The sequence below is a fragment of the Deinococcus maricopensis DSM 21211 genome (assembly GCF_000186385.1).
In the GTDB taxonomy this organism is placed as follows: domain Bacteria; phylum Deinococcota; class Deinococci; order Deinococcales; family Deinococcaceae; genus Deinococcus_B; species Deinococcus_B maricopensis.
In genome coordinates this window covers 1,656,659-1,672,964 of record NC_014958.1, presented here as the reverse complement: position 1 = coordinate 1,672,964, position 16,306 = coordinate 1,656,659, and the positions used below count along the sequence as shown (strand labels likewise).

14 protein-coding genes are annotated in these 16,306 nt (G+C 68.9%); 12 read left to right on the top strand and 2 right to left on the bottom strand.

Features of this window, described 5'->3' with window-relative positions; genetic code table 11:
* The first annotated feature begins 3 nt into the window (after positions 1–3).
* Together DEIMA_RS07875 and DEIMA_RS07870 are read left to right on the top strand one after the other, a co-directional pair.
* A complete protein-coding gene (locus tag DEIMA_RS07875) occupies positions 4–1,641 on the top strand; it encodes a S49 family peptidase (protein WP_013556707.1) in 1,638 nt (545 codons plus the stop codon).
* Between the two features lie 117 nt (positions 1,642–1,758).
* Positions 1,759–2,220, top strand: coding sequence for a MarR family winged helix-turn-helix transcriptional regulator (locus DEIMA_RS07870; RefSeq protein WP_013556706.1), 462 nt, complete (start codon positions 1,759–1,761; stop codon positions 2,218–2,220).
* A 15-nt stretch (positions 2,221–2,235) separates the two neighbouring features.
* Here DEIMA_RS07870 and DEIMA_RS16890 read toward each other — a convergent pair whose 3' ends face one another.
* Complete coding sequence (locus DEIMA_RS16890; protein ID WP_013556705.1) at positions 2,236–4,497, bottom strand: putative bifunctional diguanylate cyclase/phosphodiesterase; 2,262 nt, start codon at positions 4,495–4,497, stop codon at positions 2,236–2,238.
* Between the two features lie 126 nt (positions 4,498–4,623).
* On the opposite strand from DEIMA_RS16890, the gene DEIMA_RS18655 reads away from it, so the two are divergent.
* Together DEIMA_RS18655 and DEIMA_RS18650 are read left to right on the top strand one after the other, a co-directional pair.
* Complete coding sequence (locus DEIMA_RS18655; protein ID WP_013556704.1) at positions 4,624–5,619, top strand: ring-cleaving dioxygenase; 996 nt, start codon at positions 4,624–4,626, stop codon at positions 5,617–5,619.
* Complete coding sequence (locus DEIMA_RS18650) at positions 5,616–6,251, top strand: alpha/beta hydrolase (protein ID WP_013556703.1); 636 nt, start codon at positions 5,616–5,618, stop codon at positions 6,249–6,251. The genes DEIMA_RS18655 and DEIMA_RS18650 overlap by 4 nt, the downstream gene beginning before the upstream one ends.
* A gap of 334 nt (positions 6,252–6,585) precedes the next feature.
* Here DEIMA_RS18650 and DEIMA_RS07850 read toward each other — a convergent pair whose 3' ends face one another.
* The gene (locus DEIMA_RS07850) at positions 6,586–7,293 is read right to left on the bottom strand and encodes a phosphatidylserine decarboxylase (RefSeq protein ID WP_013556702.1); all 708 of its coding nucleotides are present in this window, start codon (positions 7,291–7,293) and stop codon (positions 6,586–6,588) included.
* 43 nt (positions 7,294–7,336) lie between these two features.
* Here DEIMA_RS07850 and mnmC2 point away from each other — a divergent pair, with 43 nt between their 5' ends.
* The 8 genes from mnmC2 to DEIMA_RS07805 all read left to right on the top strand — a co-directional run bounded on the left by mnmC2 (position 7,337) and on the right by DEIMA_RS07805 (position 16,235).
* Positions 7,337–8,002, top strand: coding sequence for a tRNA (5-methylaminomethyl-2-thiouridine)(34)-methyltransferase MnmC2 (gene mnmC2 / locus DEIMA_RS07845; protein WP_425358180.1), 666 nt, complete (start codon positions 7,337–7,339; stop codon positions 8,000–8,002).
* Positions 8,003–8,959 carry an NAD(P)/FAD-dependent oxidoreductase gene (locus DEIMA_RS07840; protein ID WP_013556700.1) on the top strand — a complete coding sequence of 319 codons (957 nt, stop codon included), beginning with the start codon at positions 8,003–8,005 and terminating at the stop codon, positions 8,957–8,959.
* A gap of 55 nt (positions 8,960–9,014) precedes the next feature.
* Entirely contained in the window at positions 9,015–10,016 is a 1,002-nt protein-coding gene (locus DEIMA_RS07835) for an isocitrate/isopropylmalate dehydrogenase family protein (protein WP_013556699.1), read from the top strand.
* A 404-nt stretch (positions 10,017–10,420) separates the two neighbouring features.
* Complete coding sequence (gene pilM, locus DEIMA_RS07830; protein ID WP_013556698.1) at positions 10,421–11,599, top strand: type IV pilus assembly protein PilM; 1,179 nt, start codon at positions 10,421–10,423, stop codon at positions 11,597–11,599.
* Positions 11,592–12,293 (top strand): hypothetical protein, encoded by a 702-nt coding sequence (locus tag DEIMA_RS18230; protein WP_013556697.1) that lies wholly within the window; start codon positions 11,592–11,594, stop codon positions 12,291–12,293. Before pilM ends, DEIMA_RS18230 begins: the two co-directional genes overlap by 8 nt.
* Entirely contained in the window at positions 12,283–12,933 is a 651-nt protein-coding gene (locus DEIMA_RS07820) for a type IV pilus inner membrane component PilO (RefSeq protein WP_013556696.1), read from the top strand. The genes DEIMA_RS18230 and DEIMA_RS07820 overlap by 11 nt, the downstream gene beginning before the upstream one ends.
* Positions 12,930–14,201 (top strand): hypothetical protein, encoded by a 1,272-nt coding sequence (locus DEIMA_RS17850; RefSeq protein WP_013556695.1) that lies wholly within the window; start codon positions 12,930–12,932, stop codon positions 14,199–14,201. Before DEIMA_RS07820 ends, DEIMA_RS17850 begins: the two co-directional genes overlap by 4 nt.
* Before the next feature lie 3 nt (positions 14,202–14,204).
* Positions 14,205–16,235, top strand: coding sequence for a secretin N-terminal domain-containing protein (locus tag DEIMA_RS07805; protein ID WP_013556694.1), 2,031 nt, complete (start codon positions 14,205–14,207; stop codon positions 16,233–16,235).
* Positions 16,236–16,306 lie beyond the last annotated feature (71 nt).

Here is a 16,306-nt window from a genome sequence, read left to right as displayed (position 1 = left end):
GGCATGAGTGTCTTCAAGAACCTGCCGTTCTCCCGTTCCGACGACGCGCCCGCCGACCTGCCGAAAGGCGTGACGCGCCCCACCTGGGTGGTGGTGGACGTCGCGGGCGAGTACAAGCTGCGCGGCAGCGGGCATCCCGTTCAGCAGCTCCTGAGCCGCGAGGACACCCTCGCGGCGTTCGAGGCGAAACTGGAGAAGCTCGGGAACGCGCCGTGGCTGCACGGTGTGCTGCTGCGCTTCGGGGAGCTGACGTGCGGCCTGGTGCGCGCGCGTGCCCTGGCGCGCGCGATAGCGCGCCTGAACGAGCACAAGCGCACTGTGGCGTTCGTGCCACACCTGAACGCGACGACGCTGCTCGCGGCGAGCGGCGCGCGGGAAATCACGTCGCCGGAGAGCGCGGAGGTGATGCTGCAGGGCTTCGCGATGGAAACGACGTACCTGGGGGCGTTCCTTAAGAAGCATGGGGTGGCGTTCGAGAACGTCCGCATCCGCGAGTTCAAGGCGGCGCTCACGCGCTTCAGTGACGAGGGCATGGACGCGCATAACCGCGAGCAGCTCTCCGCGCTGCTCGCGGGCACGGAGGCGGCGTGGGTGGAGGAACTGGCGCGCGCGCGGCGCGTGCCGGAGGACACGGTGCGCGGGTGGCTGACGGACCCGGTCACGAGCGCGGACGGCGCGCGGGCGCGTGGCCTGATTGACCGCGTGGCGTACGAGGACGAGCTGGTGACGCCGGCCGTGCGGACGTTCGCGCAGACGGCGCAGTACCTGACCGCGAAGCCGCAGGCGCCGCGCCGCGCGAAGGGCGACGGGCGCGTGGCGGTCGTATCGGTGGAGGGGTCGATCGTGACGGGCCGCAGCCGCAACAACCCGCTGCCGATTCCGCTGGTGGGCGGCGCGATGGCGGGCAGCGATACGGTCGTGGCGGCGCTGCGCCGCGCGAAGGCGGACAAGGCCACGCGCGCGATTGTCCTGTACGTGGATTCGCCGGGGGGAAGCGCGCTCGCGAGCGACCTGATCTGGCGGGAGGTGCAGACGTCCGAGAAGCCGGTCGTGGCGGTGATGGGCGCGGTCGCGGCGAGCGGCGGGTATTACGTGGTGGCGGGCGCGCAACGCATCCTGGCGAGCCCGTACACGATCACGGGGAGTATCGGCGTCGTGACGGGCAAGCCGGTGCTGGAGGCGTTCAATGCGCGGCACGGCCTGAACCCGGAACGGGTGGCGCGGCAGGAGCACGCGCTGATGTACAGCAGCAGCCGCCCGTTCTCGGAAGGGGAGCTGGCGCTGGTGGAACGCAGCATCGAGGAGGTGTACGCGCGGTTCACGGCGCGCGTCGCGGCGGGCCGCAAGTTGAGTGTGGCGCGCGTGGACGAGCTGGGGCGTGGCCGCATCTGGAGCGGGCAGGACGCGCTGACGCACGGCCTGATTGACGAGCTGGGTGACCTGCGGGCGGGCGTGGAGCGCGCGTGCGAGCTGGCAGGGCTGCCGTACGGGAGCGCGGTGTGGCACGTGGACGCGCCGCGCGGCGGGAAGCTGCCGGAGTTCGCGCGGGAGGCGGCGGGCGTGACGTTCACGCCGGTGCTGGCGGAGCTGTTCCGCGAGCGGACGCTGCTGCTGTCGCCGCACGTCGTGCGGGTGCAGTGACGGTCCGGCGCGCGACCGGGGGTGGAGCGTGGGGAGGGCTCGCCGGCGCTCTCCCCCGTTCGTTGGATGTGAAACCACCCTTGATTTCATGCGGCGCACCCCGCAAAGTGGGGGCTCATGCCGACGCGTTTTGAAGGAACGGAAGCGGAGCGCGCCGCGCTGGATGCCTACATCAAGTTGTGGCGCGCGGCGCACGCCGTGGAAGTGCAGGCCAACCGGCACCTGAGCGAGTACGGACTGACGCTCAGCCAGTTCAGCGTGCTGGAGGCGCTGTATCACGTTGGTCCGCTGAGTCAGCGGGCCATTGCGCGCAAGATCCTGAAGTCCAGCGGGAACCTCACGCTGGTGATCGACAACCTGGAGCGCGACGGGCTGGTGCGGCGCGAGCGCGACGCGCGGGACCGCCGGGTGTTCACGGTGTCGCTCACGGAGCAGGGGCGGGCGCTGATCATGCGGGTGATGCCGCCGCACGTGGCGGGCATCGTGGACGTGTTCGCGGCGCTGGACGCAGCGGAGCTCGCGCAGCTCGCGGCGCTCACGCGCAAGCTGGGCCTGTCGTTGATGGACGACCCTGCCTGAGCGGGGCGCGGCTGTTCACAGCAGTGCCGGCGTCACCGCGAGGCGCGCCGTGAGGTCCTCGGCGTCCAGGGGCCGCGCGAACAGGAACCCCTGCGCGCGGTCGGTGCCGAGGGCGCGCAGGTCGTCGCGGTGGGTGGGCGTCTCGACGCCTTCGGCAACGACGCTGAGGCCCAGGTGGTGCGCGACGCGCACGATGGCCTCGACGAGCGCCGGGCCGCTCTGCGTCATGGCGGACACAAAGGACTTGTCGAGCTTCACGTCGTCGACGGGCAGCGCCTGCAGGTAGCTGAGGCTGCTGTAGCCGGTGCCGAAGTCGTCCAGGGCGATGCACACGCCGAGCGCGCGCAGGCGGCGCAGGGTGTCGTTGGAGGCGTGCACGTCGCGGATCAGGGCACCTTCGGTGAGTTCGAGGGCGAGCGCGGCGGGCGGCACGCCATGCTGGTCGAGGGCGCGCTGCACGTGCTGCACGAAGTCGCCGTGGCCAAACTGCAGCGGGGAGACGTTCACGTTGACGCGCAGGTGCGTGTGCCCCTGGTCGCGCCACGCGCGCGCCTGACGGATGGCAGCGTTCAGCGCCCACAAGCCGAGGTCGCCGATCAGGCCACGCTCCTCGGCGACGGGGATGAACTGCGTGGGGGGCACGCGGCCCAGATCGGCGGACGTCCAGCGCAGCAGCGCCTCGGCGGCGACGATGCGGCCGCTGCCGAGGTCCACGATGGGCTGGTACGCGAGGTGCAGTTCGCCACGGTCGGCGGCGCGTTCCAGGTGCGTTTCGAGGCGCTGGTGGGCGGTGACGTCCGCCTGGCGGGCGGGGTTGTAGGCGCGCAGTTGCTGACGGCCGTGGCGCTTGGCGTCCTGCACGGCGAATTCGGCGTTGCGCAGGGCGCTGGTGGCGTCGACGGCCTCGTCAGGGCACAAGGTGAGGCCGATGCTCGCGGTGACACGGACGGGGGCGGTGTCCTGATCGAGCGGATAGGGTTCGTTCAGGGCATTCAGGACGCGGTGGGCGGCGCGTCCTGCGGTCGCGGCGGTTTCGTGCGGGAGGATGACGGCGAATTCGTCGGCGCTGAGGCGGGCGAGGGTGGCGTCGGGCGGGGTGGCGCGGCGCAGGCGGCGCGCGGTTTCCTGCAGGAGGGCGTCGCCGGTGGGGTGGCCGAGGGTGTCGTTGACGCGGCGGAACCCATCGAGATCGACGAGCAGCAGGGCGAGGGGGCGGCGCAGGGCGCCGTGCAGCACGTGCGTGAAGTGCGTGCGGCTGAGCAGGCCGGTGAGGGCGTCGTACTGTTCGCGCTGGCGGAGCTGGCGGTGCAGGCGGCGACTTTCGAGTTGCGTGAGCAGCTGACGCGCACCGGACAGCAGCAGCAGCAGCACGGCGATGAGCAGTGGGGTGTCCATGTGACCGTGGGCGCGCATGAGGTTGAGTTGCGGGCTGGTGAGGGCGAGGAGGACGGCGCCGCTGAGCCCGAGGTACGGCAGCGCCAGGCGGAGCACGGCGGCGGCGCGCAGCCAGGCGTGCAGCGTGGTCTGGCGGGTGGCGAGGGCGGCGGCCAGGCCGAAGCAGACGCTGGCGAGCACCCAGAGGTTATCGAGGGGGAAGCCGATGTTGTAGGCGCCCCAGGCGATCTGGCGCTGGTACAGGACGTCGACGGTGAGGAGGCTGAGCAGGCCGAGGGTGAGCGCGAGGGTACTGGGGGAGGCGAAGTCGCGGGGGCGCCAGACGATCAGGCTGAACAGCGTGGCGAGGGTGGCGAGGTCCGCGATGGGGTACGCGACGGCGATGGCGAGTTCAAAGGGGGTGGTGGGGGCGCTGCTGACCGACCAGGACACGGCGGCGAAGGCGGCGAGGCAGATGATCAGGTCGAGGAGGAACAGGGGGCGCTGGGCGGTGGGGATGGGGCGGCGCTGCTGGGTGAGGAGGCCGATGAGGACGCAGGGGGCGAGCAGCAGGAAGAACAGGTCCGCGATGGAGGGAAACGGCTGGGCGGTGCGGTTAAGGTGCTGGGAGGTGTAGAGGACCTGGCCGGCGGTCCAGAGGAGCTGGCCGGTGGCGACGGCGGCCCAGAGGTGACGTTGGGTGGGGACGCGCCGGGCGGCGCGCAGGGCGAGGGTGGCGCCGAGGAGGTAGGGGGGCAGGAAGGCGAGGTTGCCGACGACGCTGCGGAGGGTGTCGGTGCGGCCGGGCAGGTGCGTGAAGATCAGTTCGGCGATGGCGACGGCAAGGAGCGCCGCCAGCAGCAGCCGGTCGGGGTGGCGGCGTGGGGGGGCGGGCGTGGTCATGGCCGTGGTTGCTGTCAGCTTAGGCGCGCGGGGATGACGGTGGTTGGGCGCGCCACCACAATGCATGTGTTTTCGTTGTGTCACGCCTCACATATTCGTTTAACATTGAACGATTATGCTTTGGGCATGACCACGACCCCATCCCCCGTTCAGGGCCTGCACCACGTCACCGTGATCGCCAGCCACCCCCAACACAACATCGACTTCTACAGCGTCACCCTCGGCCAACGCCTCGTGAAGGTCACCGTCAACTTCGACGACCCCGGCACGTACCACTTCTATTACGGCGACGAGGTCGGCACCCCCGGCACGATCATGACCCACTTCCCCTGGCCGCACGCCAAACGCGGCACCCGTGGCAACGGCGAGGTCGTCGCCACCGCCTACCGCATGCCCGAACGCAGCGCCCCCTACTGGCAGGCCCGCCTCGAAGACGCCGGCTTCACCGTCCAGCACGCCACCCGCTTCGGCGCCGCCACCCTCACCGTCGAAGACCCCGACGGCACCCTCGTGGACCTCATCGCGGACCAGGACGTCCAGGCACCCCACCCCTGGCCCAACGGCCCCGTCCCCACCGAACACATGCTGGGCGGCTTCCACAGCGTCACCGCCTGGGTGGACGACGTCCGCAGCATCCGCGCGCTCCTCGTCGGCCAGCTCGGCTTCACCGAAGTCGGCCACGAACCCGACGCCGCCGCCGGCGGCACCCGCTACCGCTTCCGCGGCGCCGGCGCCCAGGTCGGCCTGTACGTCGACGCCGTCGAACGCCCCGGGCAGAGCGCCGGCCGCAGCGGCGCCGGCACCATCCACCACGTCGCCCTCCGCACCCGTGACGACGCCGAACAAGCCGCGTACATGGCGCAGCTGCGCGCCGCCGGGTACGCCGCCACACCCGTCCAAGACCGACAGTACTTCCACAGCATCTACTTCCGCGACGCGTCCGGCGTGCTGTTCGAAATCGCCACGGACGCCCCCGGCTTCCCTGACGACGAACCCGTCGAGCAGCTCGGCGGCACCCTCAAACTCCCCGCGTGGTTCGAAAGCAAACGTCACCTGATCGAACGGCACGTCCCCCGCATCGTGAACCGCGAGTACCACACCGAGATCGGCGGCGCCCAGTGACCGCCCTCCCCCACGCGGGCGGACCCACCCTCACCGCTGGCCACGACCTCCATGACGCCCGCGTCGCGTGCCTCATGGTGCACGGCCGGGGCGGAAGCGCCGCTGACCTCCTGACCCTCGCCGACGACCTGAACCTCTCCGCGTTTGCGTACGTCGCCCCACAGGCCGACGGGCACACGTGGTACCCACATTCCTTCCTGGCGCCCGTCGCCCAGAACCAGCCGTACCTCGAGGGCGCGCTCGCCCGCCTCGAAACAGCCCTCACCGAGCTCGCGGAAGCAGGCATCCCGGCGGAGCGCGTAGCGGTACTGGGCTTCTCACAGGGCGCGTGCCTCGCCTCCGAGTTCGTGGCGCGGCGCGGCGGACGGTTCGGCGCGCTGGTGCTGTTCAGCGGTGGCCTCATCACGCTCGACCACACCCGCACTTTAAGCGGCACGCCCGTCTTCATCGGCAACAGCGACCGTGACGCGCACATTCCGCTCGCGCGGCACGAACAGACCGTGGAGGTCCTCACCCGACAGGGCGCGCAGGTGGACGCGCGCATTTACCCGGGCATGCCGCACACCATCATCCGTGACGAGCTGGACGCCGCCCGGAACCTGCTGCGCGACATGACGTTCGGCAGCCTCTGAAACGCTCCCCCTCCGAGCGGCCCTGATGCACCGATCAGGGCCGCTCAAGTGCATGCGGGTTCGTGGCGGCTCCGCGAACCTACACGGAGGCGACGTCCCTGTATGGTGGCCGCGCTCGGCATCCAGGTCAGGTGTCCTGAAGGTCGGGCTAAGCTCATCATCACTAGCCGCCCCGTGCCGCTCGTTGCAGAACCCGCAGCGACTGCGAACGCCCACCTGAGCCTCTTGAACCTCACTCAGAATGAACCGGGACGCCATGCTGCCGTACGTCCCGGACGTACGCTCCCGAACCGCTCCCCGGGCGGACCGACCAGTCCGCCCGGGCCTGCCGGGGTTACTTCAGCCGCGCGAGGGGCGTTTCCGCCCCCACGACCGTGTCGCCCACGCCGACGAGCCACTCCACGTCCTCGCGGAACACGAGGACGTCCACGTGCGCCCCAAGCGCGCGGAATCCGACCTTCTGACCGGCGCGGACGCGTTCGCCCGCGCGGACGTACGTCTGACCGCTGCTGGCGCCGGAGGCGACGTCCACCACGGCGACCGGCAGGTCGCCACGCTGCAGGAACAACGTCTGGCGCTCGTTCTCCAGGGCGTAGCGGCGGCCCAGCAGGTTCACGGGGCGGCGCATGGCGTTCAGCTGCACGGCGTCCGCGAGGTTGAGCGCGCGCAGGTTCGCGCGGGCGCCCAGGTGCATGTTCCCGGTCACGTCCGCTTCCAGGGGGGCGTACGTGAAGTGCGCGTCCATGACGCCCCGGTGAATGCCGAGCAGCCAGCCGCTGCCCGGTGCCGGGTCGGCCGGCCAGGGCGCGTGCGTGAGCTCCTGCACGCGCAGCGGCTCAGCCAGGCCGTCCGCGTGGATGAGGCCATTCTCGATGCGGCGGAGGTACACGACGACGCCGTCAGTCGGGCTGACGAGCACGTCCGTTTCGCGCGGGGTGATGCGGATGGGGTCACGGTAGGCCCACACGCGGCGCACGAACAGCGCGGCGGCGCCCAGCAGGGCGGCGGGCAGCAGCAGGCGAAGAGTACGGGAAACGCGCATGGCCCGAGTGTACCGGAGGGGGCGGCGCTACAGTGAGCGGGTGGTGGATTCAGAAGACGCCCGCGCGGACGGGCTGCTGCGCACGCCGGACGGCAGCGTCACGGCGTACAGCGCGAGGTTCGGGGAGCATTACTCCTCACGGCACGGGGCGCGCACGCAGGCGCGGCACGTCTTTGTGGAGGGGTCGCGCACCCATCTGCAGGGTGCGCCGCGCGTGCTGGAGGTGGGGTTCGGGCTGGGCATCAACTTCCGCGCGACCCTCGCAGACGCGCGCACGCGTGGCGTGCCGCTGACGTACGTGGCGTTCGAGTTCGACCCGGCGCCCCGCTCGGTGCTGGAGGCCGCCGCAGAGGACACGAACGATGACGTCTGGGCTGCAGTGCTGGCCAGCTGGGGGGCGCCGCTCACGGTGGACCACCCGGGTGTGCATCTGGACGTGCGCGTGGACGATGTGACGGCCGCGCTCCTGCCGGCGGGGTGGGCGACGGCCATCTACCTGGACGGCTTTTCCCCCGCGCGCAACCCGGAGGTGTGGACGCCGGCGTTCACCGAACGGCTGGCGGGCGCTCTCGCGCCGGGGGGCGTGCTGACCACGTACAGCGCGGCCGGGGACGTGCGCCGCGCGCTCCTCGCTGCGGGGCTACAGGTGACGAAACGAGCGGGCCCGCCGGGCAAGCGCGAGCATCTGGTGGCGGAGCGGCCTGCGTAGATGCGCGCGCTGATCATCGGGGCGGGCGTGGCGGGCGCGAGCGTGGCGTACTTCGCGCACGCGGCTGGGTTCGAGGTGACGGTCGTGGATGCGGGCGTGAGCGCCGCAAGTCGCGTGCCGAGCGCGCTCGTGAACCCCGTGCGTGGCCAGAGCGGCCGGGTGGACGCAGACGCCGTGTCCGGCATGCGCCTCACGTGGTCGCTCGTGGAGGCACTCATCCGCGCCGGGTTCGACATTCCGCATGGGCGCGAGGGGATCGTGAGGCCCGTGCCGGATGACCGGACGCGAATGAAGTTCGAGCGGAACCTCCCACTGGATCTGCTGCACGCGTGGGTTGATCCGGCGGGCGTGTCCGGCCTCGCCCCCGGGTGGGCGCACGCGCTGAGCCTTCCAGAGGGCGGCTGGCTGGATGGTGGGGCATTCACGCGGGCACTTCTGGGGGCGGCGCAGGCGCGGGTCGTTCGCGCGCGCGCGCTGGGGTGGTCGGCGACGAGCGTCACCCTGTCCAGCGGCGTGGCCCTCACAGGGGACACGGTCGTGTGGTGCGGCGGCAGCGTGGGGGCCACCTGGGCCGGCCTCGGAGGCGTGCACCGGGGCGGGTCCGTGCTGCTTACCTCCGCCCCCCTGTCCCCGGCGCCCCTCAGCTTCGGGGCGTACCTGACGCCCGCCGCGCGCGGCGGCGCAGTGGGCGCCACCTTCGAGGCGCCCACCGACACGTTTCAGGAGGCGCCGATCCCGGCATCGTCACGCGCCTGGCTGGACGGGAAGGTCCAGGCCCTGACCGGCTCGCCTCCCCAGAACGTCGTGGGCACGTGGACCGGTTCGCGGCTGTCAGGCACGCTGCCGTTCGGGCGGACGCCGGGCGGGTGGTGGGCGCTGTGTGGGCTCGGCAGCAAAGGCTTTCTGCTCGGACCGCTCCAGGCGCGCGCGCTGGTGGAGGCGTTACCACGCGAGTGACGGCAGGGCCGATTGTGTCAGGAGCACATCGAACTCAGCTAGACTGGTGGACGCTATGGCGAAGTACAGAATCTGCTTAATTGAAGGCGACGGCATCGGCCACGAAGTCGTACCCGCCGCCCGCCGCGTCCTGGAGGCCGCCGGCCTCGACGCCGAATTCGTCGAGGCGCAAGCCGGGTACGAGCACTTCCTCGAAGCGGGCACCAGCGTGCCCGAAGCGACCCTGGAAGCCGTTCAGTCCTCGGACGCCACGCTGTTCGGCGCGGCCACCAGCCCCAACGAGAAGGTGCCCGGCTTCTACGGCGCCATCCGCTTCATGCGCCGCAAGTTCGGCCTGTACGCAAACGTCCGCCCCACCCGCACCCGCCCCGTGCCCGGCGCGTACGAGAACGTCGACCTCGTCATCGTCCGCGAGAACACCCAGGGGCTGTACGTCGAACAGGAACGTCAGTACGGCGACACCGCCATCGCGGACACCGTCATCACCCGCGACGCCAGCGAACGCATCGGCAAGTTCGCCGCTGACCTCGCCGCGAAACGCAACCGCAAGAAGCTCACGGTCGTGCACAAAGCCAACGTGCTGCCCGTCACGCAGGGCCTCTTCCTGAACACCGTCATGGAACAGGCCAAGGCTGTTGAGGGCCTGAACGTCAACACCATGATCGTCGACAACGCCGCCATGCAGCTGGTCCGCAACCCCAGCCAGTTCGACGTGCTGGTCATGACGAACATGTTCGGCGACATCCTCAGCGACCTCGCAGCCGGCCTCGTCGGCGGCCTCGGCATCGCGGCGAGCGGCAACGTCGGCGACAAGTTCGGCATCTTCGAGAGCGTGCACGGCAGCGCGCCCGACATCGCCGGTCAGGGTATCGCGAACCCCACCGCGACGGTCCTCGCGGCGGTGCTCATGCTCGACCACATTGGCGCGCACGACATCGCCCGCAAGCTCGACGACGCCGTGAACACCGTGCTCGTCGAGGGCCCGCGCACCCGCGACCTCGGCGGCACCGCCAGCACGCAGGAATTCACGGACGCCCTGATCGCCCAGCTGAAATAACCCTGTCCGTTGGGAGGCCCGGCATCTGCGCCGGGCCTCTTCGTTGCCTGAAAGAGGCCCACACCGGTTGACTCCGAGGCGCGCAGTTTGCTCCTGGTTGCCTTGGTATGAGTGCAGCACAGCCGTACCCCCACGCCTCAACGCTTTCCTTGGTGGCCTCTACGGTGGTACATCAGGCCAGATCGTGCGATGTGGCGTTTTTCACTGTGCTGTTGCGAGCATAGAAGCTGCTCGGTACAGTAAATGCACCCCATGAGGAACACGAGAAACATGTGAGGTTCACAGCTGGCGCGCGCGTGCAAACGGTGCAGTGCACACGCCGTGAATGCCCGGAAAAGCATGAATTTCTCTGCATCCAAGCCGTATGAAAGAATGCTAAACTTGCCGCGTCTTCCGGAGGCACTATGTCGAGTTTCATGCAGCGCCTGCTCAACCCGCGCCCCAATGCTATCGGCGTGGAAATTGGCACCAGCGCCATCAAGATTGTCGCACTCAAGCCTGGTTCACCGCCCAGCCTGCAGCACGCCCTGATGATCCCCACACCCGTGGGCAGCATCCGCGACGGCCTCGTCGTCGAGCCACAGGCGGTGGCCACCGAACTCAAGAACGCTCTCGCTCAGCACCGCATCAACGCGCGCTACGCCGTCACGTCCATTCCGAACCAGTCGGCCGTGACCCGCAACATCATGGTGCCCCGCATGGAACTCAAGGACCTGCAGGAAGCCATTCGATGGGAAGCGGAGAAATACATCCCCTACCCCATTGACGAAGTCACCGTGGATTTCGACGTCCTTGACGACGTCGCCCAGATCCCCGAAGACGGCCAGATGGAAGTCGTGATCGCCGCCGCTCCCACCGAAGCGGTCGCTCGCCAGGTGGAAGTCCTGCGCCTCGCCGGGCTCGAACCGGTCGTGGTTGACATGAAGCCGTTCGCGACCCTGCGCGCCCTCAAAGGCAACCTGCTCGGCGAGCACCTCAACAAAAGCACCCTGTCCGGCAGCAACTACACCGAGAACAACGAGGTAGCGCTGGTGCTGGAAATCGGCGCGAGCAGCAGCGTGATGGCTCTCGTACGCGGCGAACGCGTCCTGATGACCCGCAACATCAGCGTCGCCGCCGACGACTTCACCACGGCCCTGCAACGCGCCTTCGACCTCGACTTCACCGCAGCGGAAGAAGTGAAGGTCGGGTACGCGACCGCCACGACCCCCACCGAGGACGAAGAGGACCTGCTGAACTTCGACGCGGGCCGCGATCAGTACAGCCCCGCACGCGTCTTCGAAGTGATCCGTCCCGTGCTCGGCGACCTGCTCACCGAGATTCGCCGCTCCCTGGAGTACTACCGCGTGCAGAGCGGCGAGATCGTCATTGACCGGACGTTCCTCGCAGGTGGCGGCGCGAAACTGCGCGGCCTGCCGGCCGCGATCAGCGACGCCCTCGGGTACCGCGTGGAAGTCGCGAGCCCCTGGCTGACCGTACAGACCGACCAGGCGAACATCGACACTGGCTACCTCCAGGTGAACGCCCCCGAATTCACAGTGCCGCTCGGCCTGGCGCTGCGGGGGGTGCAACAACGTGGTTGAAGTCAACCTGCTGCCGCAGAACATGCGGCGCCGCAATGAGCCGAACATCTGGAAGTTCGCCGCCATCGGCCTACCGATCACCGGGCTGCTGATCATGGGCGTGGTGACGGTCGTGTACAGCTTGCAGGAGAGCGAACTCAACCGGCAGGTTGACGATGCAAACTCGCAGATCGCTGCCCTGCAGCCCAGCAAAACCGAGTTCGATACGCTCAGCCGCCGCCGCACGGAACTGCAGGCGGTGACGAACACTGCTGACCAGCTGCTGGCCACCAAAACCTCGTGGAGCAGTGACCTGGCGCGATTCGTGAACCAGATTCCGACGGTCAAGGATGTCGCTCTGACGTCCCTGACCGTCGGGACCGCCACCACAGCTGCAACGCCTGTCGGTGGGGCCACGCCCTTCGATGGCAAAGCCATCAGCAAAACCTTCACCCTGAACGGTCGCGCACGCTCCACGCAGGCACTCGTCCGTTTCCTGAATGCGTACGAACGCAGTCCGGAGTTCGGTATTACCTTCAACAACGCCACGCGCGACGAGCAGACCCAGGACTACACATTCAACGCTGTGGTTGGCCTTGTCGCCCCGGCACAACCCGCCAGCGCAACCACGACTGCGGCTGCGGGAACGCCCGCGGCGGCACCCGCCGCGCCCGCCACTCCCCCCGCGACAGGAGGCAGCACGGATGTTCGCTAACCTGAAAGGCCGCGATCTGTTCCTGCTGTCCTTGCTGGGCACAGTGGTTCTGGGCCTCTTGTGGTACTTCCTTTTGTTCTCAGGCATCAAAACCCGTATCGACACGCAGCGTGAGGCGCTCGCGCAGGCACAAACGCAGCTCACGCTTTACCAGCAGGCCGCGGCGCAACTGCCCAATCTGCGCACTGAGGTTTCTCGCCTCGAAGAGCAGCGCGCCAGCTTCCTGCGCGCCCTGCCCCGCACCGCCAACATCGGCTCCGTCATTGAGGAGCTGCGCAGCAATGCAGAACTTGCTGGCGCAGAAGTCACCTCTTACGGTGTCACGCAGGCCGCCAACGGCCCAACCACGCTGCCGACCGGTGTCTCTCCCCTGGGCGTGACGCTGGCAGTGAAGGGTCCGTTCAGCAGCCTGTTCCAGTTCGTGCGTTCCGCGGAGAATCTCAGCCGCTTCACGACGGTGTCGGGGATCAGCATGAACCTGGGCCAGGCCACCAGCCTCAACCCGGACCTGACGGGCAACGTGAACGTTACGGTGTACACCTTCAATCCGGACGCCGCGACCCCGCAGGCCGGCACGCCGAACGCCGCACCGGCCGCGCCCGCCGCGCCGACCACGCCTGCGTCTGGGAGCGCGCAATGACCAAAGACACTGACGTAACGACCCCACGCGACGGCAAGCGGGGCCTGTCGAACAACATGAAGATTGCCCTTGCTGGGCTGTTGCTGTTCGGCGGCGTCGGTGGATGGCTGGCTTATAGCAACATGCAGGCCCCCGCCGACACAACCACGACCGACGCAGGCACGTCAACGGGCACCACCTCGCAGACTGGCGCCACGAGTGTCCCCGCACCTGGCGGCACCGGAACGTCCAGCAGTACCTCCAGCAACGGCGGCGTCAGCGTTGTCCGCCCGGATGCGAATGCGCAGGTGCAGCAGATTCCCTTCCTGACGCCCGAAGGAACCACCACAGGTGGCGCCACCACTTCTACGGACGAGACGGCCACGCCAAGTCTGGCCAGCAGTGACGCGACCCCTACGGCCAACCCCTTCCAGCCGCTGCGGGTGGACGCCACCGCGAACGGTACGAGCGCGGTGGACGATGCTGGGCGACCAATCTCGACGGCCCCCACGGGGACGGTCGCCACGGTAAACACCCCGGTGCGTACGACGACCGGCAGCACCACCACGCCGGGTCGCACGTCCACGACGACCACCACCGTGGCGACGGGCCTGGGGACGGGCGCGCTGCCGGCACCTGAGGTTCCGGGCGTCAGCACGCCGGTGCGCCTCCCGAGCGCCACAACGTTTGATGGTACGCCTCTGACGGCGACCACCGGTCAGGGTGCGACGTCACGTCCGGGCAGCACCGCCACCGGGACGGGTGGCCCGACCAGCACGTCGGGTACGAGTGGAGCGACCAGCAATCCGGGAGCTTCCACGCCCGTGGCGACGCCGCGTCCGCCCATCAACACCCCGCGTCCGCAGGTGCAGGTGCCGAGTGTCAGTACCATCGACCTTCCTGGTGGGGAAGCTATTGCGGGAACGCCCACCACGCCCGGCGGCAACGTTGGTGCGGGTCCCACGGCGGGGGGCACTCCGGCCGCAGGTGGTGTGGTCGGCAGCGCGCCCACCACGACCCCCAGCCTGCCGCCGGTCATCAGCCAGATCGACACGGGTCCGCAGGTCAACGCCCTCGACCGCTTCGTGACCGAACGCGACCTGAGCTTCAACGCCGTTGTCCTCGGTCCGGTCAACACCAGCATCCTCAAGACCCGCGACGGCTTCCTGGTCGTCGCCACTGGACAGACGCTGCCTGACAGCAACGTCGTCATCCGCGAGGTGACCGCCACATCCGTGACCCTCGCGCTCGGTTCCGACACCAAAACCCTTGAACTCGACAAAAGGTGAGCCATGAACAAACGCACCCTGACCCTCCTGCTCACGGCCGCCCTCGGTGTGGCGAGCGCGCAGACCCCGTCCACCAGCACCGCCGCCACGGTTCCGACCGCCACTGACACGCGTCTCAGCACCGCGAACGTCACCATTGAGATCGGCCGGTACGCCGGGCCGCTCAGCAGCCTCCTCGCAGCCATCGCCAAGAGTGCCGGGTACGAACTGATCCTGGACGCGAACGTGGACGCGCTCGCCCCTGCGGGGACCACCACGGACGCCGCTCCCGGCACCACGGGCGCAGCGACTCCGGCGGCCGGGACGGCCACCACCGGTACCACCGCCACGGGCACCACCAGCGGTACCCGCCCCGTCGTCTACAACTTCGCGAACAAGCCCTTCAACGAAGTGTGGCCGCTGCTGATGGACATTTATGGCCTGAGCTACGACATTCAGACCATTGGCGGACAACCGGTCTTGCGGGTGAGCGCCACGCCCATTCAGCGGGTCATCAAACTGCAGAACGCCAGTGCTGCCGACGCCGTGAACCAGATCAAGTTGTTCTTCGGCACGCCGACGTACAGCGAGACGCAGGTGCGTGACGCGCAGGGCAACGTGACCGGCGTGAACCGCACGCTCGCGGACGTGAAACTCGACTCGCCGACGCTGCGCATCGTCGCGGACACCCGCACGAACAGCCTGATCGTGCGCGGCACGAACCGCGAGGTAACGGAAGTGCAGCGTCTCGCCTCGCAACTCGACGCGGCCAGCACCACCACTGGGGGCAGCAGCACCACCGCCGCGCCCGGGGCGCAGGTTGTGCAGCGCGTGTACAGCGTTCTCGGGCAGCAGGCGGATATTACGGCGCTGCTGGGCGCGCAATACCCGAACCTGCGCGTCACGCCTGTCGGGTCCACGGGGCAGCTCGTCATCACCGGTCCGCAAAACCAGATTGAGGCGGCGCTCGGCCTGCTCGCGCAGGTGGACCGTCCGGTCGTGGCACAGTCCGGGCCGCAGGTGGTGCAGCGTGTGTTCCAGCTCGTCAACGCGGGCGCTGATGAGGTGAAAGCGACGCTGGAAGGCACCCTGCAACGTGACCTGACTGGTGACCCCGCCTCCTCCGCAGCCACGACCACCAGCAACACGGCTGGGAGCACAACCAGTGGCGCGGCGACCACCAGCCCCGCTCAGACGGGCGCTTCGGCCACAACCGCGGCCACGACGGGGAACGGCGCGACGATCATCAGCGACAAGCGCACGAACAGCCTGATCGTGCGCGGCACTCAAGCGCAGGTGACGCAGATTGCGGAACTCATTCCGCAGCTCGATCAGGTGGTGCCGCAGATCAACGTGCAGGTCCGCATCCAGGAAATCAATGAGACGGCGGCACGTACGCTCGGCGTGGACTGGAATGCGGGCTTCGGGAACTTCGTGGTGCGCATCGCGCAGACGGGTCTGCAGGCGCTGTTCGATCCGACGCGCGCCCTGGCGGGCATCAACCTTGGCGCGACCCTGAACGCGCTCGAAACGCAGAACATGACCAAGCGCGTCTACGACGGCAGTGTGACCATGCAGAGTGGTCAGCGCTCCGTCGGGACGGCCGGTGGCGCCCAGAACGCGTCAAGCGGTGCATCGGCCACCATCAAGTCTGGTGGGCGACTGGAAGTGACGATTCCGTCGGAGAGCGGCAACATCGTGCGCCAGATTGATTACGGCGTGAACCTCGACTTCATTGACCCGCAGGTCGCGCCAGACGGCACCATCACGCTGCGTGTTCGTGGTCAGGTGAACCAGCCGGCGAGCCCGATCACGGGCGGCACGCTGCCGAACCTGCTGAACTTTACGAACAGTGAGGCGCAGACGACCATCACGTTCAAGAGCGGGCAGACGGTTCTGCTGAGTGGCCTGCTCGGCACGAACGAGAGCCGCAACCGCACGGGCGTGCCGTTCCTGTCGAGTCTCCCGGTCATCGGAGGCCTGTTCGGGACGGAGCAGACCAGCAAGACGCAGTCGCAGCTGCTGGTGGTCATCACAGGCACAGTCGTTCGCTAAGAACGTCGCGTCAAGGGGGGTGGGCTTCAGGCCCACCCCCTTTTGTTTGGTCAAGTGTCCGGGTGGGCGTT